The sequence below is a fragment of the Spirosoma pollinicola genome (assembly GCF_002831565.1).
Classification (GTDB): domain Bacteria; phylum Bacteroidota; class Bacteroidia; order Cytophagales; family Spirosomataceae; genus Spirosoma; species Spirosoma pollinicola.
Window position 1 is genome coordinate 2,378,020 of record NZ_CP025096.1, and the last position, 24,092, is coordinate 2,402,111.

Annotated in this window: 22 protein-coding genes; 10 read left to right on the plus strand and 12 right to left on the minus strand. The window is 44.2% G+C overall.

From position 1 onward, the window contains the following. Positions 1–63 precede the first annotated feature (63 nt). Positions 64–549: a toxin-antitoxin system YwqK family antitoxin gene (locus CWM47_RS10120; protein ID WP_100987864.1), complete on the plus strand. Its 486-nt coding sequence runs from the start codon at positions 64–66 to the stop codon at positions 547–549. A gap of 12 nt (positions 550–561) precedes the next feature. Here the strand turns inward: CWM47_RS10120 and CWM47_RS10125 are convergent, their stop codons facing one another. After that, positions 562–2,460: a hypothetical protein gene (locus tag CWM47_RS10125; RefSeq protein WP_100987865.1), complete on the minus strand. Its 1,899-nt coding sequence runs from the start codon at positions 2,458–2,460 to the stop codon at positions 562–564. 167 nt (positions 2,461–2,627) lie between these two features. Next, positions 2,628–3,029: a hypothetical protein gene (locus CWM47_RS10130; protein WP_100987866.1), complete on the minus strand. Its 402-nt coding sequence runs from the start codon at positions 3,027–3,029 to the stop codon at positions 2,628–2,630. A gap of 163 nt (positions 3,030–3,192) precedes the next feature. Between CWM47_RS10130 and CWM47_RS38075 the strand changes: the two genes are divergently transcribed. The 5 genes from CWM47_RS38075 to CWM47_RS10150 all read left to right on the plus strand — a co-directional run bounded on the left by CWM47_RS38075 (position 3,193) and on the right by CWM47_RS10150 (position 9,101). Next, positions 3,193–3,369 carry a hypothetical protein gene (locus CWM47_RS38075; protein ID WP_157815940.1) on the plus strand — a complete coding sequence of 59 codons (177 nt, stop codon included), beginning with the start codon at positions 3,193–3,195 and terminating at the stop codon, positions 3,367–3,369. Between the two features lie 137 nt (positions 3,370–3,506). Continuing rightward, on the plus strand, positions 3,507–5,015 hold the full coding sequence (locus CWM47_RS10135; RefSeq protein WP_100987867.1) for a type IV secretory system conjugative DNA transfer family protein: 1,509 nt from the start codon (positions 3,507–3,509) through the stop codon (positions 5,013–5,015). Positions 5,016–5,074: 59 nt separating this feature from the next. Then, positions 5,075–5,815, plus strand: coding sequence for a hypothetical protein (locus CWM47_RS10140; RefSeq protein WP_157815941.1), 741 nt, complete (start codon positions 5,075–5,077; stop codon positions 5,813–5,815). A 168-nt stretch (positions 5,816–5,983) separates the two neighbouring features. Beyond that, positions 5,984–8,722, plus strand: a complete 2,739-nt coding sequence (gene mobF, locus CWM47_RS10145) for a MobF family relaxase (RefSeq protein ID WP_100993817.1) — start codon at positions 5,984–5,986, stop codon at positions 8,720–8,722. Further along, on the plus strand, positions 8,706–9,101 hold the full coding sequence (locus CWM47_RS10150) for a hypothetical protein (protein WP_100987869.1): 396 nt from the start codon (positions 8,706–8,708) through the stop codon (positions 9,099–9,101). Before mobF ends, CWM47_RS10150 begins: the two co-directional genes overlap by 17 nt. An 841-nt stretch (positions 9,102–9,942) precedes the next feature. Here CWM47_RS10150 and CWM47_RS10160 read toward each other — a convergent pair. The 7 genes from CWM47_RS10160 to bla all read right to left on the minus strand — a co-directional run bounded on the left by CWM47_RS10160 (position 9,943) and on the right by bla (position 15,807). After that, positions 9,943–10,365, minus strand: coding sequence for a GNAT family acetyltransferase (locus CWM47_RS10160; protein WP_100987870.1), 423 nt, complete (start codon positions 10,363–10,365; stop codon positions 9,943–9,945). 12 nt (positions 10,366–10,377) lie between these two features. Next, positions 10,378–11,289 carry a hypothetical protein gene (locus tag CWM47_RS10165; protein ID WP_157815942.1) on the minus strand — a complete coding sequence of 304 codons (912 nt, stop codon included), beginning with the start codon at positions 11,287–11,289 and terminating at the stop codon, positions 10,378–10,380. 273 nt (positions 11,290–11,562) lie between these two features. Continuing rightward, complete coding sequence (locus tag CWM47_RS10170; protein ID WP_100987872.1) at positions 11,563–12,519, minus strand: ArdC family protein; 957 nt, start codon at positions 12,517–12,519, stop codon at positions 11,563–11,565. Positions 12,520–12,745: 226 nt separating this feature from the next. Then, positions 12,746–13,219, minus strand: a complete 474-nt coding sequence (locus CWM47_RS10175; RefSeq protein ID WP_100987873.1) for a JAB domain-containing protein — start codon at positions 13,217–13,219, stop codon at positions 12,746–12,748. A gap of 11 nt (positions 13,220–13,230) precedes the next feature. Next, complete coding sequence (locus tag CWM47_RS10180) at positions 13,231–14,139, minus strand: toprim domain-containing protein (protein WP_100987874.1); 909 nt, start codon at positions 14,137–14,139, stop codon at positions 13,231–13,233. A gap of 68 nt (positions 14,140–14,207) precedes the next feature. Beyond that, positions 14,208–14,399 carry a helix-turn-helix domain-containing protein gene (locus CWM47_RS10185; protein ID WP_100987875.1) on the minus strand — a complete coding sequence of 64 codons (192 nt, stop codon included), beginning with the start codon at positions 14,397–14,399 and terminating at the stop codon, positions 14,208–14,210. A 544-nt stretch (positions 14,400–14,943) separates the two neighbouring features. Beyond that, positions 14,944–15,807: a class A beta-lactamase gene (gene bla / locus CWM47_RS10190; protein WP_100987876.1), complete on the minus strand. Its 864-nt coding sequence runs from the start codon at positions 15,805–15,807 to the stop codon at positions 14,944–14,946. Positions 15,808–16,021: 214 nt separating this feature from the next. On the opposite strand from bla, the gene CWM47_RS10195 reads away from it, so the two are divergent. From CWM47_RS10195 to CWM47_RS10205, 4 genes are all read left to right on the plus strand, one after another. Continuing rightward, complete coding sequence (locus tag CWM47_RS10195; protein ID WP_157815943.1) at positions 16,022–17,230, plus strand: restriction endonuclease; 1,209 nt, start codon at positions 16,022–16,024, stop codon at positions 17,228–17,230. A gap of 205 nt (positions 17,231–17,435) precedes the next feature. Next, positions 17,436–20,342, plus strand: coding sequence for a DEAD/DEAH box helicase (locus CWM47_RS10200; protein WP_100987878.1), 2,907 nt, complete (start codon positions 17,436–17,438; stop codon positions 20,340–20,342). Between the two features lie 149 nt (positions 20,343–20,491). Next, positions 20,492–20,632, plus strand: coding sequence for a hypothetical protein (locus CWM47_RS38080; protein ID WP_157815944.1), 141 nt, complete (start codon positions 20,492–20,494; stop codon positions 20,630–20,632). A gap of 15 nt (positions 20,633–20,647) precedes the next feature. Further along, positions 20,648–21,805: a tyrosine-type recombinase/integrase gene (locus tag CWM47_RS10205; RefSeq protein ID WP_100987879.1), complete on the plus strand. Its 1,158-nt coding sequence runs from the start codon at positions 20,648–20,650 to the stop codon at positions 21,803–21,805. A gap of 293 nt (positions 21,806–22,098) precedes the next feature. Here the strand turns inward: CWM47_RS10205 and CWM47_RS10210 are convergent, their stop codons facing one another. The 3 genes from CWM47_RS10210 to CWM47_RS10215 form a co-directional block, all read right to left on the minus strand. Continuing rightward, positions 22,099–22,815 (minus strand): hypothetical protein, encoded by a 717-nt coding sequence (locus tag CWM47_RS10210; RefSeq protein ID WP_100987880.1) that lies wholly within the window; start codon positions 22,813–22,815, stop codon positions 22,099–22,101. Positions 22,816–22,884: 69 nt separating this feature from the next. Next, positions 22,885–23,130, minus strand: a complete 246-nt coding sequence (locus tag CWM47_RS38085; RefSeq protein WP_157815945.1) for a hypothetical protein — start codon at positions 23,128–23,130, stop codon at positions 22,885–22,887. A 453-nt stretch (positions 23,131–23,583) separates the two neighbouring features. Then, positions 23,584–24,066, minus strand: a complete 483-nt coding sequence (locus CWM47_RS10215; RefSeq protein ID WP_240625828.1) for a hypothetical protein — start codon at positions 24,064–24,066, stop codon at positions 23,584–23,586. Positions 24,067–24,092 lie beyond the last annotated feature (26 nt).

A 24,092-nucleotide genomic window follows, 5' to 3' on the forward strand; every position in this document is an offset into this window, starting at 1 on the left:
TGTGCGCGGTGTATAGATTTATATGTATTCCTAACTTTACTAGTTAGATCGTGGAGTGTTTCAATGAACAAATCTATAAAAGAGAAAACCAAAATAAAAAGAACATACTACGGAGATAAACAGCTAAAATCAGAGACACGAATCGTTAGTAATCTCGAGCACGGTGTTTGTCGAGTTTGGTACCCGAATGGACAAATTAAAGATGAGCGAATTTATACGTATGGCAAAATGAACGGTAAATGGAAAGAGTGGCATGAAAATGGACAATTAAGCTGGGAGTCGGATCAAACAAACGGGGAAAGCTATAATAGTATAGATAGGGGCTGGAACGAAGATGGTGTCCTAGTATACAGTTGTCCGTATAAAGAAGGAAAGATCCACGGAAAATACTATAAGCGTGACAGCACCGGTAAAGAAATTAGAGAATATTGGTTACACGATAAAAAACTAAAATATAACTCAGAGCACACTGAGCTTATGATCGATTTTCTGTCAAATTTAGGGTACGAGATTAAACCAATTAATAAAGCTGCTCCTACGCCAGGATGAATTTTTGGTCTCTCAAGTATCTTTGCTTACCAGCTTAATTTGATACTGAGTTGCATGATTTTTAAAGTAATTAATAATTGCTCGGGTAAGATCATTTCGTTTTTCTCTGTCTGTTAAATTAATTTTGACAGACACTTTTCTCTTAGAATTGTTCAAACGTCTTTTTATAATTAAGGCTCTGAAACTAAGAGGGTCATTTTTTGAATCGCTTAATCCCGAAATTATTCCTTCAAAATAATCATAACTATTAAATATCTCAAATGCTTTATCGTCAGCGCAGTTAGGAATTTTAAAGTTTAATAATATAAAGTTTCCAGAAGTTGATTTGTCTCTGTATTTTATTGATACATATTTTTCTTGTTCGCAAAAGACTTGAACTGTCGAATTCTCCCTAGCTATTTTTCCTCTAAAAATACTTTGAGTGAATATCTTTTTTGACTGAATATGCGTATCCTGCGTAAAGTGTTTATAGGTTGCATTAAATGCCACCGCATCGTCGTCGTAGTCAATATCTAAAGTATCAATTCGTATAAATTTTGCTATTTCATCTTCAAGTGAATTATCCTCTAGTGGTGCGCCTTTCTGCTGATTTTCAGTCAGTTTAGTAAGGTTAATAGCTTCGCCATAGAAGTAGCAAACATAGTATTTATCGACGCATGCGAGAAGCTTCTTGTCTTGATATATTGCAGCAACGCGTTCTTCAACCCAACCATGTAGCGACCTATCTTTATCATTGGGATTATCTAGATTTGATAGACCTCTTAGGGGTAAATTTAATCTATTATGTATCCTACTATATAAAAAACGCCTGATCGAAATAGGTATTGTTGTGAATTTATTATCGGCGTTTACCAAGTCTTCAGGTGAAAATGATTTATCAACTTTGTGCCATATGACAGTTTTAGTGATGAACCTTTCAAAGTGTATCGAGTAGTTTATGTAGTGACCAATAAGTAGTGATTGATTTTCAGGATCACGAACACGCATTACAAAAAACGAATTAGTCTCTGGGGTATCATTTTTTATCTTTGCATGTCGAATTAATTGTGCAATTAAATATTTACTATTTTTGTCATACGTAACTATTCCACTGCTTTCATATTCTTCTTCATTGTATTTTGACTTAAATAATATAGACGTGAAACCACGCTCATTTTGTTGGCTAATATAAATATGACTTTTTGCTATACCCCAGCTAGCTTTTGGGTTTTTGTTAGCATCTGTTCTTTCATAGGATTTCCAGTGAGAATCAGTAAAGGGATCTGGAATTGTATTGTTGCTTGCTTGACGCCAAAAACGAAGGTGATCATCAATTAATTTTAAATCTATATCTGCTGGTTTATTCTTTTCAGGCTTCGTTGGTAATTTGTCGATAATCTCCAATATCCGATTTATTTCTTCTACATCGTCGACATTATCTTTACAGGCAGATTTGGCCATGAGGCATAGGCAAATTGCTATTAAATCAGACACAGTAGAGTGTTCACCTATAGGCACTCCTGATTTAGATAGCGGGCTATTAACCTTCTCTTGTAATATAGTTCTTTCAGTAGCTGATTTTCCCCGGAAAGCTTTTAGGTAGTACTCTTTTATCCTTTCACCTAATACTACGTCAGTTTTACCAAGATCATGCCAGAGTTTGGGTATGATTAAACATATCTGGCTAATTGCTCCCGTTCGAATGTTGTATGCGAATTCATAATGAACGTTTGCCTTTTTTATAAAATTGCTTTCCTCAGTTGATAAATTAATTTTTTCAATATCAGTCTTTTCGATGGGTTCACTACGCAACCCACGTCTTATTCCTTTAATCTCATCTTTCCAGTATTGGGACTTATTAATTTGAGTTGGAGTGTATCGCAAAAGTACATACCAGGGTTTACGTAGATAGAATACAGGAACGTCCTTCATTGAGATAGGGTGGATGGTTAAGGTATTTCATTTGAAAGATAGATTAGGTGAAATGCATTCGCAAATTTTAAAAAAGAGAAAATAATAATATCGCCCCTCACTATTTCTCTTGTGCACTATATCCTTCATTTCAAGTAAAGTTTTTCTCCAAATGAAACTTAACGTTCCTATGAAACGCGATATGCTTCAATTTGTATCGTCGGAGCGCAAGTTGTTGAAGCAGCATCGGCCAGCATCAATATATGTATTAACCCGCACAAAATAACACCACTTATGATATACACATTCGTCGGTTCTTTTGCGCAGTCTTGCTCAAACGAACCAATTCTCATCAATCGCCCGAGGCCCATTATCTTTTTCGGAATGCCAAGAATGTATAACAATGAAACGCAAAACGACGATGAATTATGAATAACATCAAGATTATCCATAATCCCTACGGACTGCCCGACGCTGGGCGTGTCATTGAGTGGCGCGGCAACCAGCCAAGCCGTATCCAGCTGGCAACTGGACTGACTCTGCGGTTGAGCGAGGCAACCGGCCTCTACGTCCCAGAGGACTAACAGCATTGTCAAAAAAGATCATCCGGCAACCGATGACGGTTGCCGGATACACTCAGAGAAATAGCGGGCTAACGCCCCTACCATACTCGCCTGTGCACGGGTGGTCAGGCCACGTTGAAAAGCCTGAATGCTTCCAATTTTCAACCCCAACTTTCAAATATCTAAAATCATGACTGAAGAAAAAGATGCCAACAACGGTGGCTGGTCTCGCAACAGCGATGAAACGATGAGCAACCCGGACAGCGGTAGCAAGTTAGTCACCTACACAGGCGACACAGGCCAACTGTATGTCAAGCGTTTGGGTGAGGATGATGTCTATCAGCCTTACGATCCAAACAAGCATTAAGGTCGCATTCCTGATCAGACGTCATAGAGTCTGATCCTGGCTTCATGCCGGTTAAGTTCGAAGATGGGCTGGGCTGGCCACCCACCCGCTTTGGACAATAAATTCATAATTAGTATCATCAATTACTCATTTCACTCATGGATCGATACGATTTAGACACGCCCCTTATCGTCATGCCGTCTCCGTACGGCACCGACGTTTGGACGATCCGTCATGCCTGCTCCGGCGTGGCCGTATTCGGGGCAACATCCAGCGGAAAATCCAGCGGATCGGGGCGGCTGCTAGCCCTAAAATATCTTACAGCGGGGTTTGGCGGTTTGGTTCTTACAGTCAAACCAGATGAGGTAGAAACATGGCGTTCGTATTGTGTGATGACAGGACGGATAGATGATTTGGTGGTCATCGAACCGGGTGCCAAACACGTTTTCAACATACTCGATCATGCCGCTGGTCATGGCGGGGACGGGCTGGCCGCGACAGACAACATCGTAGAATTGCTTACTCAAGTGATCGAAGCAGGTCAGACGCAAGATAGCAGTAGAGGGGACGACTCCTTTTGGAACGATCAATTACGCTTACTGATTATTTTCACCATCGATTTAATAAAACTGGCTTATAACCGCGTGTCGGTACAGGATATTTACGACATCATCCAAACGATTCCGCATGCAGACGATGCACTGCAAAACACCGATGGTAAAACCAAGGCGTTTCATAAAGCCTTTGAAGCGGCTCAAATCAACGTCAACAAGCAGATCGAAAGCTGGGCCGCAAATCATACTAATGCTCAAAAAAACGCTTATCAGGATGAGGCTGTTTTTGAAAGCGCCTTGCTTGATGCCATACCAGATGCGCGGCTTCTCAAGTTCGTCGATGGCTATTTTATTGACGAGTTTATTCCGCTTGCTGGAAAAACGAGAAGCATCATCACCGTGTCCGTAAGTGCGTTCATGTTCAAGCTGTTGCGCGAACCGTTCTACTCACTGTTTTGCCGTACTGTCTCGACCATAACGCCCGAAAATTGTTATGAAGGTAAAATCGTCATCATCAATTTGCCGACAAAAGAGTATCATAAGGTTGGTCGGGACATACAAATGGCCGCCAAGTTATTGTTCGTCAGAGCATGGGAACAACGGGACGTTCGTATTAATCCTCGCGTCTGTTTCATTTTTATTGACGAGGCCCAAGAATTTCTGACCGAATTCGACGCAAAGTTTTTGACGACGGCTCGCAGTAGCCGGATCGCAACCGTTTATTTGTCGCAATCGCTGTCCAACTTTTACGCAGTTATGGGCGGTCAAAAAGCAGAGTATCGCGTCCGTAGCCTCATGGGAAATTTTGGAACAAAGATTTTTCATGCCAACACAGACGAGGCTACAGGGGAATATGCCAGCAAACTCATTGGAGACGCCTATTTCGAAGATCAAACCGAGTCCGTTACGGTCGCGCAAAACTTTTCGCAGACACGGGGACGGTCGCTGAAACTGGAACGGGTCGTTCGCCCCGAAGCCTTCACAAAACTGTTGACCGGCGGCCCCAGTAACAATCTGTGCGTCGAAGGCTACATTCACAGACAGGGACAAAGCTTCTCGAACGACTGGAGTCATCGAAAAATGATTTTCAGACAGGATTACAAACCCAAATAGTTTATCAGTTTCACTTTATCAATTTATCTCAAATGAAAAAGTCAGCTTATTTCCAAACTATGTACCGACGTCATAACGTCATTAAAGAAGCTCTGTTAAACTTTACGCTAGGGCTCAGTTCATGGCCACGCATGTTGCTGGAGGTAACGATCCGGCGCAATTTCGGCGAACGGTACTTCCAGGCGGCAACAGCCGTTAGTATCACGGTGTTACTGGCCGTGCTGCCGATGTTTCTAACCGGAGCAACGTCAAGCTTTGGAGGACACATCAGCATGTCGGATTTTCTCGAACGATTTTTAACGTGGTACATTTATCTGGTGGTATTCATGTACTACGCCTCTTTGCGGCAAGACGAGATTAAGCGTTTGCCAGGCGTGTTTGATTTTGCCCGCTTTAGCCTCTCGAAGGGCATCATTCATCCTCGTTTCAGGAACTTTGTCTTCAACGGCCAACGACTTGATGAGCGCACCATTGCAACTGTAGTGGAACCTGCCTTCTTCTTTTTTATAGGCCTGTTTCTCATGCTTATCGGTCAGCCTATTGGCTACGTGCTGTTAATAAGCAGCTTGTTTTATTCGTTCAGTTACGTTGCGGATTACCACGCTGGCGACAATTACTTGATGGATAAAATTGACGAGCAAATCTGCAACGAAGAGTTAGTGAAGACGTTCGTTGACGACGCTGAACCTGCCCATTCAAGAGGGTTCAACTTCTACGGCCGTCGTCCTGCCGACACAGATGCACGGCGTCGCGTCGCCGAAATGTTTCAGACAGACGAAGAAACTGTTGAGGCTTTCTGACCCTCTAGCAGTGCTAAGGGCAGATGCCTGATGTTAAATGTATAAACTTGCATGTGTTGATGCGTTGCACTGCCCGACACTCTTTATTGCTGACGCATGGCCGCTAACAGGGCGTGAAAGATGCGTCCGGTTGGCCGGGCCGGGTGTAAACTTTCGGTCATGATACGGATGATAGCCTCAAACAGCGCGGGTCATGCAAAGCAGTACTTCTCTGAAGCACTGTTGAAATCCGACTACTATCTGGATGACCAGGAACTGGCCGGACGGATGCAGGGCAAGCTGGCGGAACGGATGGGGCTTGCCGGGCTGGTCAACAAGGAAGTGTTTCATGATTTATGTGACAACATCGATCCGAACACTGGCAAGCCGCTGACGCCCCGCACGAAAGAAAACCGGATTACCGGGTATGACATTTCGTTTTCGTGTCCAAAGTCAGTCTCGATTCTGCATGGCCTCTCGAACGACGACCGTATCCTGACGGCCTTTCAAGAGTCGGTACGGCAGACCATGCAGGACATCGAGCGCGACAGTAAAACACGTGTTCGGCAGAACGGGGTGAGCGAGGACCGTGAGACCGGCGAATTGATCTGGTCGGAGTTTGTCCACCAGACCGCGCGGCCTCTAGATGGTAGCTTGCCAGACCCGCAGCTTCACGCCCATTGCTTTGTGCAAAATGCAACCTGGGACTCTGCCGAACAGCGCATAAAGGCTGCCCGGTTCACGGACATCAAGCGGGACATGCCGTATTATCAGGAGATGTTTTTCAAGCGGCTGTCCGACAGGCTGATGGATGGGGGCTATCAGATCCGGCGGACGGAGAAGAGCTTTGAAGTCGAGGGCGTGCCACAAAATGTGATTGATCTTTTCTCCAAGCGCACAGACGAGATCAACCGCGTCGCCAAAGAAAAAGGCATCGTTGATCCGAAAGAGGTCAGCGAACTGGGCGCACGGACACGCTCGAAAAAGCAGCGCGGTCATTCGATGAACGAGCTTAAGGAAAACTGGCGACAACAGATTATGGACCTTGGGCCACTCAAGGATGGTGAAGGGAAACGAACCCTCCGTCACGCGGCACCTGTCCAGGACAAAAGCGGTATTACCCCGCAGATATGCGTCGATCATGCAATTGACCACGGCTTTGAACGAGCGTCTGTACAAGGGGAACGCCGGTTGTTGGCATCGGCGTATCGGCACAGCATTGGCAATCGCTCGGTGTCATTGGATCAGATCACAGCGGATTTGAAAGACGATGCACGGCTGGTGCATGTTGAAGAAAAAGGCCGGACGTTTTCCACGACGAAGCAGGTTCTGTCCGAAGAACAACGGATGGTCACCCTTGCCCGTCAGGGACAGGGTAAGTTGAAGCCTCTTTACGACAAAGTGCCAGATCTGAAACTGGACGGCCAACAGGCGGAAGCTGTTCGGCACGTCCTCACCACCCCGCACCGCGTATCGATCATCCGGGGTGCTGCCGGGACCGGCAAGACCACGCTGATGAAGGAGGCCGTTGGCTTGATGGAACAGGCCGGTAAAAAAGTGACGGTTGTAGCGCCCTCCTCCCAGGCTTCACGGGGCGTGTTGCGTGAAGAGGGTTTCCAGGAAGCTGAAACCGTCGCCCGGTTGCTGGTCGATGAGAAGATGCAGGCGAATTTGCAGGGTCAAGTCATCTGGTGTGACGAAGCCGGGCTTTTGGGGACGAAGGATATGACGGCTTTGTTGGAGATTGCCACTAAGCAGAACGCCCGGTTGATTTTGGGGGGAGATACCAGGCAGCACTCAAGCGTCGTGCGCGGAGACGCTCTGCGTATATTAAATACCGTTGGCGGTATCAAGACGGCGGAGGTTAGCCGGATTTACCGGCAGCGTAACGCGGATTATCGCTCAACGGTCGAAGATTTGGCACAGGGCGACGTGGCAAAAGCGTTTCAAAAGCTGGATGGCATGGAGGCCATTCAGTCAATCGACCCGTTACAGCCAAATAGCCAGCTTGTGAAAGACTATGTCGATACGGTCAAAAAGGGCAAGTCGGCGCTCGTTGTCTCGCCAACCCATGCACAGGGTGAAGCGGTAACGGGCGATATCCGCCGGACGTTGCAGGAGCGCGGTCTGCTCTCGAAAAAAGAGGTGACAGCTTCCCGGCTAGTCAATCTCAATTTGACGGAAGCCGAGCGGGGCGACTGGCGCAATTTCAAGCCCGGTCAGGTGATACAGTTCAATCAGAATTTGACCGGTATCAAGCGCGGGAGTGTGTGGACGGTCGAAATAGCGACTGACAAAGGGGTGACCATAAAAGACGATCAGGGCCACGCCCTGCCCCTGCCAACCGTCAGGAGTCGCGACTATGACGTGTACCATCAAAGTGAAATTAGCCTTGCCAAAGGTGATGCCGTGCGTATCACGCGCAACGGCTTTGATCGTGATGGAACGCGAATGAATAATGGCCAGACGCTGGACGTACTGAAAGTGTCGAAACAAGGGGACGTGATTTTACGCAACGCACAGAGCAAAGTCGAATACCGGTTGGATAAGGAGTTCGGCCATATCGCACATAATTATTGTGTCACATCTCATGCCTCGCAGGGCAAGACTGTTGACGAAGTATTCATTTCGCAACCGGCTTCTACGTTCTCGGCAACGAACGCGAAACAGTTCTATGTTTCGGTTTCAAGAGGCCGCGATCGTGTCAGAATTTATACGGATGATAAGGAACAGTTGATGTTGCAGGCGTCCCAAATGGGCGACCGTCAATCAGCCCTTGAACTGGTCGGACGTAAAAACAGAACGACAGACCTCGTACAGCAACGCATCCGTGACGAACTAAACCGTCAGCCGGTCAATCGGGACAAGCCGAAAGACGTTGCAAAACCACCTCGCTTTAAAGATCGTGATTATGAACCAGGGCTTTAAACTCCGATTTGATCAGTTGCGCGAAAATGACCCAACCGAGCCAGCGGATGGGTCCGGTTTACTATTGATCGAGAATTACCCCGTGCAGGGTCATACGCGGAATGTCTGTCTGGTCTGGCCGGATGGCCGGAAGGCTTTTCTGAATTACGCCTATCTTGTCGTTGCAGACTTTGAGCCAAACAACGAAAAGAATGTTATCAAGCTGGGATTCTCATCGCACAACGTCACTTTACAGGGTTATAGTCTTGAAACGCTCTTTATTGCGTTGCTTGACCACCTGCCCCGCATCATCACTGCTATCGATCCGCGCTACGTGCTTGATGAGGATAAACAGAAAAGCGTGGTCATAGAAATTGTCCTGGAAAAAAGCGATAGCTAACCCTTGCCGTTCGGGAATAGCGGCAATAGAAAAGCCGGGCAAACTTACGTCTGCCCGGCTACGGGTTTATTCAGTTTTTGGCTTGTTGGGCCGAATTGTCAGGTTCACATCCTGGCCCAAGAGGTTAAGGATAAGATTTAGACCCTCCCCATCGCTATGCGCCCATGCGGCACCGACTTTAATCCACACTGCTTTGTCGGAACCGTCTTTCTGTTTGACACTGTATACGAAATGTGAGGGGGCTTTTGAGCTTGGGTTTTGGGTGGTGGTGGTCATCATCAAATCTCCTTTTCTGTGTTGTTGATGATGTCAGCAATTAAAACCGCCAACCTTGCGACCGCTCCCCGAAGGCAAAAAATCGATGCGAAGTGAAGCGGAGTGTCTATTTTTTGCCGAAGTCACAGAGCCTTTTTGCGTTAGCAAAAAGGAGGGATAAGCGTCGGAGCAAGGTTAGCGGTTAAGCTGACAGCATCAATCAACGGACACAGAAAAGCGGGAGTTGAAACCGGACGGAACATTACTCAATGCGTCCCGCCCGGCAAGTCGTCAATCAGGATGGTTGGAGCTTATGCAGATATTCAACGGCTTTCTGTGCATGGGATGCTGCTGAAAAGATCAGGCGTTGTTATTATTATATATAATCTTTATCCGAGAATGGATAAAGATCGGCATGTTTGGTTCCCGGCGTAGACTCAAAGCTAGGGTCTACTGCTAAAAATTAGGCACCATTGCTGTTTTTAATCAAAACGGCAGCGGTTTTATTTGAACCCTTGGGCTACACCAAGACAAAATTACTTTCAAATCTTGCACTGCCCACGTAGTTGACACGAGTAGAAGTTACTTAGTTAGCAGAGTCTCCAAGTTTTTTCTGCATTACAATAACTTCATTTAAGCTGTAGCCTATCGCTTCATAAAATTTAAGAACGGTATCGTTTTCTGGACGGATCATAAGCAATAGTTTCGGGACACCATGCTTAACAAGCCAGTTTTCAGCGGCTTGCATCATTGCTGCTCCAAATCCCCGTCCACGATGGGCGTCCTCTACTGCGAGATAGTAAACCCAACCACGATGACCATCAAATCCCACCATAACTGTAGCAATAACTGCTCCATCTAAACGGCCTGCTAGTACTGTAGATGATGGCGTGGCAAGTGCGAATTTAATATCAGCTTGAGGATCATTCCAAGGTCTTGTTAGACCTGCCGATGTCCATAAAGCAGTGGCGGAATCAATTTCTGATAAAGTTAAAGCAGATATTTCCATTTATGTCGAATCTTATATAGTAGATGTAGCGGGACGCGAAAAGGCTGACGGTGCAAATTCAGAGGTAATATAATTCCAAGTTTCTGAGAATTTGTGGTCTCTAAGTAAACCATATTTTTCAGTTAATCGCTTTCTTTCGGGACCGTATCTTATACTGAAGCATGTAACAGTCCAAAGTTCTATCTCTGAAGGTGAAAGTTGGACAATTAAAGCATCAATATACTCTTGTGATGAATCAGAGGTCATTGCATCTGCATATTTCATAAGAAGATCTAGGTTTCTGATGAGTACTCCCAAAACTGGTGCTTTACTTCGCGCATTTATTACAATTAAACGAGCCGTTTCTTTAGATAATGCTTGAGAGGATAGCGCCTCATGTGCATCTGTTAGGGCTCTTTCAATTGCATTCCTTCCATAAATTATATTGTTGGTTACTGCATCATTGTACCTAACGGAATCAACCATCCGATTATAATGATGAAGTAAATTGAAGAACATTACACCTGCTTGTTGTAGTCGAGCGGTAGTTACTTGTTCCTCCATGGCTTTCCTTTGCCCATGCATTTCGCGTCTAGATGCTCGGAGCTCCTGTCGCTGCAAATCAAGATCCATCTCTTGTAAGAGTAATTGTCTTCGTTGACCTAGAAAGGCAGCATACACAAGAGCGAATCCAGCGGCAGACCAAATAGAACTTACGGCTCCTCCGAGAAATGTTCCAAGATCAGCCATCTGAGATTTCTCTGTACCAAATATCATCCATCCAGCAGCGTACAAAACAAATCCTGATATAAACCCCGTCCACCCTAAAACTGGAGCCCAACGAAGTTGCCGGTCGATACGGCTAATTGATATATCACGCTGTAATCGTATATGCTTTCGGCGAGCAATCGTTACATGTGACGCTGTGGTTGCAGATTCAGCCATAACTACAAAATTATTCGAGCAGCCAGCTAAATGGATTACAAAATGTCGATCCATCCATCGCACGCAATATATATAATTAACAATTATATATACTTTATAAATCCAAGTTTAGAACGCAGAATGTACTAGTGAACGTCAAAAATTTTTATTAACTATATAATATTTGGTTAATTGAATATTAGATAGCATAATTTTACGACCCTATTAAGGCTTACCCACCCGCTCTTACAAGTACCTAGTTAGACTATAGGACGACTTTTCAAACGATTACTCTCATATTACACAAGAAGATTGCAGACTATACAGGTATTCGACGGCTTTCTGCGCATGAGATGCTGCTGAAAAGATCAGGCGTTTGTCGTTCTGCAAAGCCTGTAGCCAGGACTGGATATAGGCGGCATGTTTGGCCTCCGGCATCGGCTCAAAGCCAAGGTCAGCTGCTAAGAAACAGGCTCCCAATTCGGCAACCAGTTCTTCTCTGGCGTAACCGGCATCGCCATACACCTTGCGGCCTAAATCCCGGTCAAGACGGGTCGGGTGCCGCGTCCAATGAGTAATTTCATGGGCTAAAATCGCGTAGTAGCTCTCAACGCTTACAAAACTTTCGAACGGTGGCATCTGAACGCGGTCGGTCGAAATGGCATAAGAGGCTTCGCGTCCGGTATAGATGTCGGCTTTTGTTTCCGCAAAGAAGGTTTCAAGTTGCTGGTTACGTGACTTTGTATCAACAACCGCCGGTCCGGACCGTTTGTAAAAACGGTCGTCTAAACCGTCGATCTGGGCAGCGTTAAATACAGCATAGGGTTTGAGAAACGGGATCTGACTGGTTACGATTTCGTTGTTATCGGTCTTGTCTTCGACCGTGAATTTATCAGCATAGACAATCTGCGTTGCCTTCTCGCCTTTGCAAACGTTGGCCTTAAGCTCAACTGCCTGTTTATAGGTCATCCAGTAAGGCGAAGCGTAGCCCTGCTCGGCGGCTGTTCCCCACAGCAGGAGGGTATTGATACCCTGATAGGGAATGCCATTCCAGCGAAGCGGACGCATCACCTGACCGGCGAGATGGTCAGAATGCCACGGCTTGCGCCATGTCAGATTGCCAGCCTCAAGATCGGTGATGATTTTGCCTGTCACGCGGCTATAGACATCATTGTGCGTAGGCGATTCCGGCGCTGGTGTTGTTGTTTTGGTTTTAGAGTTCGTGCGGTGTTTATGGGTGGTGGTCGGCATGGTCTGTTCTCCACGGGTCAGGGTTACGGGGATGGCAAAACCCGGCTTTAAGCAAATAAACCGGCAAGAATTTTGGTTGGCGGGGAAGCGTGAAACGCTGGCGAAAATTCTTGTTGGTGGCGTGAGCGGGCCGGGTACAGTCCCGTCCTTAAGCCTGTTCTGTGGTGAATGACCACGCTCAATGGCTTCCACCGCAAACGCTCAGGAAACAACGAAAATAACAGCCTCAACTTGGCATCAGGCCGTCGTCTGCAAAGGAGCAATAGCTCCGGGGTGTTATGATCAGGTGATCGAGTACGGCAATATCAAGCAGCTTGCCACCCTCCTTCAGCTTGCGCGTCAGGGACTTGTCAGCTTCGGAGGGTTGCAGATTCCCGCTCGGGTGGTTGTGCGCCAGAATGATGGCGGACGCGCCAACCTTTAAAGCCGTTGCAAAAATGATCTTTGGATCGGCCGTACAGGATGAGATGCTACCTGAAGAGATGCCGGAAACGGCAAGGCAATTGTTCTTTTGATCGAGCAGCAGGATTTTAAACTGTTCGACCAGTTCCAAACGGTTTTCATCCCATGACGCCAGCAGAATTTCGTAAGCCGTTGACGACGAGGTGATCTGTAACCGATCCTGATACGGTATTTTGTTACGATAAACGATTTCGACTTCGTTGACTTTGAAGAGATGTTGCAACGTAAGCTGTTCCATGTTCCGCACTCCTACAGGGTTAGATCAAGCGTGTGCATGTGCCACGCGTTTACATCCTTGTGTGGCGCGTAAAGGCGGTTCATGCGCTGGTGCGTAAGGTCATTTTGCGTTGTGAGGAAGTCGGCAAGTGATGCTGTCGCCGTATCACCGGCCTTGTCGTTGTCAAACCACGAATAGGCAATCCGGTATCCATAGCCTTGAATGTATGGCGCGATCTGTTTCAGGTTCGACACAGAGTTGAGAACTATTGTATCGCCCTTGAAGCCCTCGCCCTGTAAACGCGCAATCGCAGACAGGTAGTCAAAATACCCCTCGAACAGATGGATGCTGTCGGGCTTCGGCTCTTTGCCGCGAATGAAAGAAATGGTTTTGGGGCCAAGAGATCCTTTAAAAAAAGGATTGCGCAGTTCGTAACCCCCCTCCTCATTGTCAAAGCCAAGCGCGAAAAAGCTTTTGCCGGAGCGCTGGTTCTTAACGTGAACTTCTTTTGAATGCTGACGGGCCAGCTCTAATGGAATGCCGCGCTTTTCGAGATAATGGATCAAACCTAAATGCTGAAGGGGCTTTGCCTTTTTCAATATCAGGCCCGGTTCTTCCGGTTCTGTAGGTTCTCGATGGACAGGCGTAAACTTATATGGTCCTAGCCCGATATTCTTGATCCAGCGCAACGCATCGGCGGTGGTGTCGGCCTCACGCGTGAATTTGAGAAAGGCACGGGCCAGGTCAACCGGATCTCCGCCCCGTCCATCGCCAAAGTCGTGCCAGCGGTTGGTTTTGAGATAGACATAGAAGCTCGGCGTTTTCTCCTCCCGGACGGGGGATAGGTAAAGGTGCTTGCCGGGGCTGGTCTTTTTGGGATGAATGTCCAACCGGCTCAAAATTTCGACAATAGGGATCTCTTTCGCGTCATGAATGTTCATGGCGATCTCCTCAGTTCAGGAATGGAAAAAGTTGTGTGGCCTCTTAAATACGCAAGGCCATTATCTGGCTATGATTTCCAAAGTCGGTCTTCGATAAACTTGTCTAGGCTGGAACGACGGTAGCGGACGGCGCGGCCAATCTTTATCGGTTCGAGGTTGTAGCGTTTGGTGCAGTCCCAGACGGCTAACGTGCCAGGCGAAACCCGAAGATACTTGGCAGCTGTTTTTCTGTCGAGTAAAGGTTCTTGATCAGTTTTCATTTTTTCCTCCTCTAACTTAAATATTAGCTATAAATGAGCATTAGGAATATATTCAGTATATGCATATTCATATCTAAGTGTATAGGAAAATCGTCCCATTAATGAGGAATAATTAATATGTATCTGGGATGGCTTGGGTTTAAAAATGAGCTTTACACTACTGAAGATCGTTCGCGCGTAGTCGCACCAGTAATGTTATCAAATTATTATTGCGCGGAAGCATCATGATTCTAGGTAGCACTTGAGTAGCACTAGAAAAAATCTATAATAATATAGATAAATTAAGTATCTGAAAAATTGGTGGGTGTAACAGGGATTGAACCTGTGACCTCTTCCATGTCAATTGGCGTAATTCATACGTACCGGTTTTAACCGTGATGTATCACGATTAATAGATCATTGATTTATATCGAAATAATACGAGCGATTATTAATCGCCATGTACTAAGTTGTACCCACAAAGTAGCAGTCTGGTAGCACTGTACAGTAGCAATTACACTGATTTAAAACCGGTTTGGCGCGTTTAACATCACGCCAGTCATACCTATTTCCAACGATCATAAACCAGTTTGGCGACTTGGGCGATGACAGCCTCGCGCTCTTTCGTCGACGCTGCCGAGTCTTTAATGAACACAGCGAGTGCAATGTGTTTATGTTCGTCGACTGTAATCAGGCCAATGTCGTTGGTCGCAGCTGTCACACCATTAGTGGTTTGCGAGGTACCCGTTTTGTGAGCGACCTTGACGCCTTGAGGGAGTTGACCTTTTAGACGGTTCAGCCCCGTTTCAGTTTCTGTCATTAACCGTAGCAAATAAGACCGGCTGGAAGCCGACAGACCAACCCCTTGTTGGAGCAGGCCTAACAACTTGACCGCTTCGACTGGCTTGGCCCAGTTACGGTACTGGCTGGTCGCATCAAGACCCAGCGTTCTCTCGGTATCTGCTACTTTGATATCCCGAACCCCTATGCTGTTCAGATAGGACATAACGACCGCTGGTCCGCCGGCCTGTGCCATCACGATATCACTGGCAGAACCGTCACTTTCAGAGACAGCATACCGCAGCAGTTCACTGATGGATATTACGGTTCCGTCTTGATACTCGTCCCGGATTGGACTGTGTTGTGGCTTAGCGATGTAATTGACTTTTTCAACATTGACTCGCTGGTCGAACTTCAGACGTCCCTCATCAACCTGATTCAGGACTGCCATGGCGATAGGTAGTTTATAGACGCTTTGCATGGGAAACTCGGCATTACCCTGCCATTGCACAACTTCACCAGTTTCAACGACGCTAGCCGCCACACCGACTCTGCCAGGTATGGATTTAGCAATGGTTGCAATCTGTTTTTGCAGGTCACCACCTATAGCAACAGACTGAGATGATGCAGGGCTTTGGTTAACCAGCATAAATATTACTCCGGATATAATGGTACTGAGACGTGTCATTGTTAGATCATTTCCTTTTGCAGTAGTGCTTATGCCTCGTTCTTTACAATCAATCGTATCTGAGCGATTAGCACACAATTGGCTAGCGAACATCATACTTTTTTTTGAAGCCCGAATAAGCTATTATTTATTCACCATTCAATTTATTAAGTTTAATTTCTGGACATCACACCATATGAAAACTATTGGCCCACTGCATCTGGAAGACTTGGAACCGCATCGCTTTGAAGATCTGGTTCGTCAACTTCTTTATGATTTTCGGACTTGGGCCCAAATTGAGGCTATCGGTAGATCTGGCTCAGATCATGGCTTCGATGTTCGGGCACAGGAAGTAACCACCCTAGACTTTGAACAAGTAGACAACCTCGATGACGAACCAGAGCAACCTGACCTGCAAGCTGCTGAAACCGGTCGAAACTGGGTTGTTCAGTGCAAACGGGAAAAGAGCATTACTCCCAAAAAGCTTGCCACGTATATGGATGAGCTTCCAGACGCTCAAGAGCATGAACTTTACGGTGTGGTCTTCGTTGCAGCCTGTGATTTCTCATTTGCAGCAAGAGATGTGTTTCGGCGCGCTGCACAAGAAAAAGGGTTTTCAGAAGCCCACTTGTGGGGCAAAGGTGAACTGGAAGACATGCTCTTTCAGCCGAAGAACGATTATCTGCTTTTTGCCTATTTCGGCATTTCTTTGCAAATCAAGAAGCGGAGTATCGCAACGTCAGTCAGGGCCAGACTGGCAACTAAACGAAAGGTCATCAGAATTCTGGAGAAAAACCATGTAGGTCGATACATATTGATCAGAGATGCAAGTGATGATCGGTATCCTTATGGAGGCGGAAGCCGAGAACAACCGATAAGAGGCCGCTGGCGTTTTGCGCAATATGAGCAAGCTATTGCGCAGGGAGTGTGGGTTAAGCTTGCCGAGAAGTTTGCCTATCTAGCTGATGATCGAGTGTCATGGGATTACATGGATAGCCTGAATATGAGTGTTCCTTCATCTCATGAAGACTATTGGACACCTGACACAGACGATCTTGATTCTTCTAAGCCGTCGCAGTTCGATTACTGGGAAGTGTGGAATGCACTACCTGACAACAACAAAGCTAATTATAAAGAATATGGTATAATACCCTACGAGAATATCATCGACATTGATGAAGCTGGTGATCAATACTTTGAGGGACCTCATCTTTATCTCATGCCATACGATGGTGCCAAAGGTCCTTTCAAAGATGGTAAACGACTTCGGGTTGAATTAGATCAGAGTTGGGATAACGTCAACATATATGCCAAATTAGAACATCGAATAACGTGGTTCAAGAATATTAAAGAGCTAGCCGAGAAGATTCTTCTTGAGCGGCAAGAAGAACGTCCGCAAAATTAATCATACAAGAAAGATATTTTCCGTTTGATAGCTTGGCATCAATAGCGCAAATACACCTTTTGTATTTTTATGTACTGATATACCCGCATTAGATAAAGAAGTTCTGTCGCTAGTTCAATAAGAAAAAGCGATTAGCACATTTACAAATAGATATAAATCAGATATTTATTTCATATATTGTACCAACCACACCATAGAATAAGTCATGAGTTATTTTGAAGAGAACTACGCAAATATTAGACTTGCTGTAGATAAAAGCACAGAAGAAACAAAAGGGCTTCGTAGAGCTCAACTCGGAGCGATTCACGCAATTGCTTCACATTTCACCTTACGTAACGACCCCGCCCTTGTTGTCATGCCAACCGGCTCAGGAAAGACAGCAGTTCTAATGATTTCGGCTTATATGTTACAGGCAAAGCGTGTCCTATGTGTAACACCCAGTAGACTCGTTAGAAATGACATTGCTCTTGGATTTCGTAATTTGACTACACTTATAAAGCTAAATGTCGTTGCGGAAACTATAGATCGACCTAATGTTCATGAACAGACGGACAAAATCTCATCTTTCGAAACTTGGGAAGATCTAAGAGCATACGACGTAGTTGTAGCAAGTCCATCAAGCATCAGTCCAGCTATAGATGGCATTCCTTCCCCACCTGATGATTTATTTGATCTTATTTTAGTTGATGAGGCTCATCACAGTCCAGCACGAACTTGGGATGAATTATTCAACGCCTTTCCAAATGCTAAACGTATACTCGTCACGGCTACTCCGTTCCGACAAGATAGACGTGAAATCAAGGGAAAGTTTGTATACGTTTATCCATTGAAGGAAGCTTATAAAGATGAGATCTTTGGCCGAATACAATTCGTGCCGGTTGACGCAGTGGGTGAGAACGGAGACGTTGCTATTGCTAAAAGAGCAGAGGAAGTTTTTAATTTAGATCGAGCTTCCGGTCTACATCATGCCCTCATGGTACGGACTGACTCTCGTAAAAGAGCAGATGCACTTAAGACAATATACGCAGATCATACAACTCTAAATCTTCGAACAATTCACAGTGATCATTCTTATAGTTTTATACAAGCAACTATTAGGTTACTCCGTGAAGGTGCTTTAGATGGTGTCATCTGTGTTAATATGATGGGCGAAGGTTTTGATTTCCCAAACCTAAAAATTGCAGCTGTCCATTCTCCCCATAGATCACTTGCAGTCACACTTCAGTTCATCGGTCGCTTTGCTCGTACAAATGCTGGCAACATAGATGTAGCAAAGTTTATAGCTATCCCTGCGGAAATCGAAATTGAGAGCACTAAGCTCTATAATCAAGATGCTATTTGGCAAGAAATGATTATTGATTTGTCGCGCAGTCGCATTGATGAAGAAGTCTTCGTGCAAGAAAGCATTCAGAACCTCCAAACACGTGAGCATGTTGCCTCAGATACATCTGACGTTTCAATTTACACTCTGAAACCTTATGTACATGTCAAAATATATAAAATAAAAGGAGATGTAGATTTAAGTAGAAAAATAAATCTCCCTACTAATTTTGAGATTGTGAATGCATGGGACGATAATGATTCGAACGTAACGGTCTTAATCGCAAAAGAAACAAGTCGCCCTAAATGGACTACCAGCGATAAATTCTTAAGTTCGGCTTATCAATTATTTGTATTTTACTATGATACTGAAAGTCAGCTTCTATTTATTAATTCCACTCTCAAGCAAGTTGAAATATACGAAGATCTAGCCCAGTCGTTTACAGATCAAACTCCTAGAATTTTACCACTCAATCAAGTTAATAAGGTTCTTTTAAGTCTTCGAGACCCATCTTTTTATAATGTTGGAATGAAGAACCGCCTGCAAAGCGCGAACGCGGAGTCGTACCGAAATGTAACTGGTCCAGCAGCTCAGAAATCCATTACTGAAAGCGACGGACAGCTTTATCATAGAGGGCATGTTTTTGGAGGAGACGAAAATTCAACTATTGGATTTAGCAGCTCCTCAAAAGTTTGGAGTAACGCCCGACTGTTAGTACCGAATCTAGTCAGATGGTGCCAAGATATTGCAAATCACCTCACCAGCAACTCTGAAGTACAAACACGGTCACCGCTAGATTACCTTAATGTTGGACAGGACATAGATACTTTTCCCGAAGGAGTAATAGGGGTGATCTGGAATCAAACGGTTTATAAAAATCCGCCCCGTATCCAGATCATTGAGGATGGAACCATTCGAGAAGCAAATCTACTTGATATTGATCTAGCTGTTGATCCAGCAGCATCTTCAGCCAACAACATACGTATTGTTGCTACATATGGGAGCTCAGCCAGGATTGAACTTGATTACCGGCTTGATGCGGATAATTTCTTTAATCCTATTGATCAAAATCAGCTTAACCAGATAACTGTTCTTAGAAGTCATAAAAATGTAACTATCGACAAATACCTGAACGCTAATTTACCTGAATTTTTCTTCAGTGATTTTTCTCGTCTCAATGGTTATGAGTTATTTCCAGGTCCAGGCGGCACTATGCCTTCCTTGAATGCAGAGCAACTAATCTTGATCGATTGGCTAAACAAAAATGTAGATATTACAAAAGAATTTGGCGATTGTGGAGATGGTAGAGTTTCTATTCATACTTGCTTAGAACAAGATTTGTTAGCTTTGGCTGATATAGTTTTTTACGATCATGGCTCGGGCGAGATTGCTGATTTTATCACGTTCGGCATTGAGGATGATCAGGTAATTATAGCTTTTTATCACTGTAAAGGATCTAGCGCTGACGAACCAGGTGCGCGTGTAAAAGACTACTACGAAGTATGCATGCAAGTAATAAAGTCGCTAAAATGGATAGAAAATAATCAGCGTCTGTTTAAGCAAATTCAATATAGAGAAAATAATACTGCTGCTCGTTTTATCAAAGGTAACCTTCAAGAATTAAACGGCTTTTTGATAGATACTCTTTACCTTAAAACAAACTTCAAATTGGTTGTTGTCCAACCCGGTATCTCAGCAGATGAAATGGATAATCTTTCAGTGCTATTAGCCTCGACAGGGCATTATATTGCTAAATCACGTGGACAACACTTTGAAGTGTGGTGTTCTTAGATGGATTGAAAATTTCATATCCCAATTAAACACGGTACAATATAGTATCACTACAGTACTGTCGTATTAGACTAATAGCTTCAATTAGATTATTTAAGTCATTGAAAGTATTGGTGGGTGTAACAGGGATTGAACCTGTGACCTCTTCCATGTCAATTGGCTCAATTGGCATTAATCAGTTTTACCCGCATTTGATTTACATTAATAAAACACTGTATTTGCTTGAATTTCTGATCATTCACGTTATTCTTGATGTATTGAATTATACCCACAAAGTAGCGATCCAGTAGCAACAGGAGTAGGCCGTGGCTGAGTATATTAATTTCACCAAGACGTATCTCGACAGCTTGTCGATTAGTGACAAACCTTTCGAAGTCGCTGATACAAAGGTTCCCGGTCTGCGTTTACGGCTCAATGCCAACGGCACCAAGACTTACTTTCTTTACCGCAAGGTGCTTGGACGCCCGCAACGGATCACGGTGGGCCGTTACTCGGACCTCACCCTGGAACAGGCGCGTAAGGAAGCACTCCGGCTCAACTCGGTGATTGCCCTGGGCGGCAACCCGCTGACCGACCGAAAAGAAAAACGGGCCGAACTTACCTTTAAACAGCTCTATGATCACTATTATCAGGAGTACGCCCTGCACCAGACCAAACGGCCTCTTGATAACAAAAAGACCGTAGACCACCACATCATGCCCGTGTTCGGCAATATGCGCCTGAGCGAAATCAGCCCTGAGAAAATTCAGCGGTTTCATACCAAACTCGGAGTAACCAAGAAATCGACAGCCAACCGTGTCATTCATGTGGTCAGCGCGGCTTTCAACTTTGGGATCCGTCAGGGCTACCATAAAGGTTTGAACCCCTGTGTAGGTATCCAGAAGTACAAGCTGGTCAGCCGGGATCGCTTTCTAAGTCGCGACGAGTTGAAAGAATTCTTTGCTGCGGTGTCAACAGAGAGACCGCTCTTTCGGGATTACTTTCTACTAGCTCTCTACACAGGAGCCAGAAAGTCAAATGTGCTCTCGATGCGCTGGACAGACATCGACTTCGATAATAAACGTTGGCGCATTCCAGCGTTCGAGGCCAAGAATGGCGACGTTAACATCGTGGTCTTGTCAAATACGGCTCTAGCTATCTTGCAGGAGCGACAAACTGCAAATCAAAAACTCGACACACCATTTTTGTACGTGTTTCCCGGCGATAATGACGCCGAGACACATCTGAAAGATCCCAAGCGGGCCTTTGAACGCATAAAAAACCGTATGGGCATATCGGACATCCGTATCCATGATCTACGGCGAACATTGGCCAGCTATATGGCTATTAATGGAGCCAGCTTGCCTATGATTGGCCAAGCTCTTAATCACAAAAGTCAAGTCTCGACCGCTATCTATGCCAGGCTATCACAAAACCCTGTCCTTGATGCTGTTAATGGAGCCGCTCATTTAATGTCGAAATGAATGAAAATTATATCAGCTTATTCTTTCATTTTCGTACGCGCCCGGCAAGCGATCTAATGATGGTAAAACAAATAAATGGGCAATCAAGTCTTTGCTTGATTGCCCATTTTAAAGATGCGATTCTATGAATCAAACAAAGCTGTTTACACTGACTGAAAGCCTGTCGCCATTCAAATCAGTTGCTTCAACAATCTGTCATTACAGACAAGAATCATAGCATATCAGTCGATCATTAGTAACCTAATTTCTCTCACAGGTTATGATATGGTATCTCTACCTATCTTGTACTCAAATTAGTTAATCTCAGTATACCTTGGATTGCAATCAACTGCCTTCATATCGATATATTTTTGAAATATATATTCTGGAATAAGCATAGATTTGGCTATGTCATTCACAGTTAAATTAACTGGCTGTTGCCCAATTTGTAATACCATCTTCATAACCTCTTCGCGATCATAAATTGGAATTATTAATTCGGTAGCTAAAAGTACTATGCACATTTCTTCATCCATATCATAAAGGTCCTCAAGTGAAGAAAAATCGAAATCCTTGAATTTAATGGTCTCCTCAAAAACCTTCTCAAGCGAGATGCGATAATTATGTTCTCTAACTATTTTGACATTCCGGCTTATTTCATCGTTGAAATCCATATACACATGAAAGAGTTCTTTCAAAACTGTAAATTTCTTCCAGCAATAATTCATTGTTGCATTAATGACAATATATATAGAGTTGTTATGTGGATATGTAGCATACATACCATTAATTGACCTGTCCTCAATGCCTGCGTCTTCCATGATAATAACTTTCATGACCTTTCCCTGTCCGTATTTTTTTGAAATTCTATCTACAAGCTCTTGGATGATTACGTCTTCATCTAAATGTTTAAAAGCTGGAGCATTTGTATATATATTATTTACTGTACTATAAGCTTTTTCACGCCCAACTATATCAACTATATCTTTTACAATTAATCGTAATTCATTTAAGGGTGTAGAATTTGCCATATTTTGTGAAAAAAAAAAGGGGTACAACCCACTATTAAAAATGGATTGTACCCCCAATGAAAGAATAATTTATCTATTTGTTGGAGTATAAGTCTTGATAGAGGTATACCGATGATCAATACCGTCTATCGAATTATTATTTTCAACAAATAGTTTTAATCTCTTTAACATACCATCTGCGCTTCCCATACAATCTTGAAGACTATACTGGGAGTCAAGAGCAAGCAAATACTTGACATTGGCAGGCCGGAAACTTTCTGATAAGTTATCCAAGCTTTCTGCACTCGCTTTAGATGGAATATTAATCTCACTCATCGTCGTTCTTTCGTTATAGGATGTGGTACTTAAATCGAGCCCGCGAAGGTAGTAAACTCCCTTCACTTTTACAACATTGAAAGCAAAAGAATGTTCAACTATTTTTAAATTGTAATCCAAGCTTGGTCAAGCCATTTTTCTTTTAAAGGAAAACAATGAATGCTTAAAGTTCCAAATTTGGGTATTCAAAATTATCTAATGGTACTTTTGAATTTTTCTTGCAAAAAATGTGCCAATATTGGTATAATTCATAAGATTATTAGTAAAGTAAAAACTGGTCGCTATAAATAGTAAACAAAATATGCCTAAAAGTAACATAATAATTTTCCTTAACAGAGACCCACATTAGTCAAGAACAGATACGTAGCGGAAAATCTCTTTGATAATTTGGTTGTCTTGAAAGTATGAGCTTTTGTACGTTTATTGAATTATCTTTTCTCTATTACATAATACTTATCCACTTTTACTCGCCGATGTACAGGTATACCTAGAAAACCATTTTAGGTTACGCTCATAAATAATTCTATTATTGTAAATATCCCGACAACTAACTTTCAGCGTTATGCGACTTAGTTGCTCTTTGACATGATTAAGGTCAATTTCATTCGCTTGATCGCCAAAATTTTTCTCAAAAATCGCTAAATGAGAATTAGGAAGAACAACCCGTTCGGCCAGATCATCCATAGCAATATGCATATAGGAACGAGCATCAAGATCTAGGCAATTCTTAATACTGGCATGGATAGCATTCCCCTTAATAAAGATGAGTTGGTCGATTATCAGCGGTCCTAAACCGTTATTGTAGAGATAGACTCCGATTATATTGCTATGATCGCTGAGGGTAACCTGTCCTAACGGTTTCAGGGACTTTTCGTTATGAAGCCGTTGTAGATGTAACTGAAAGAAGGTTGCCAGCAAGGCCAGCAACGGGATCAAGATTGAAATTGTGGCAACCAAGAGAG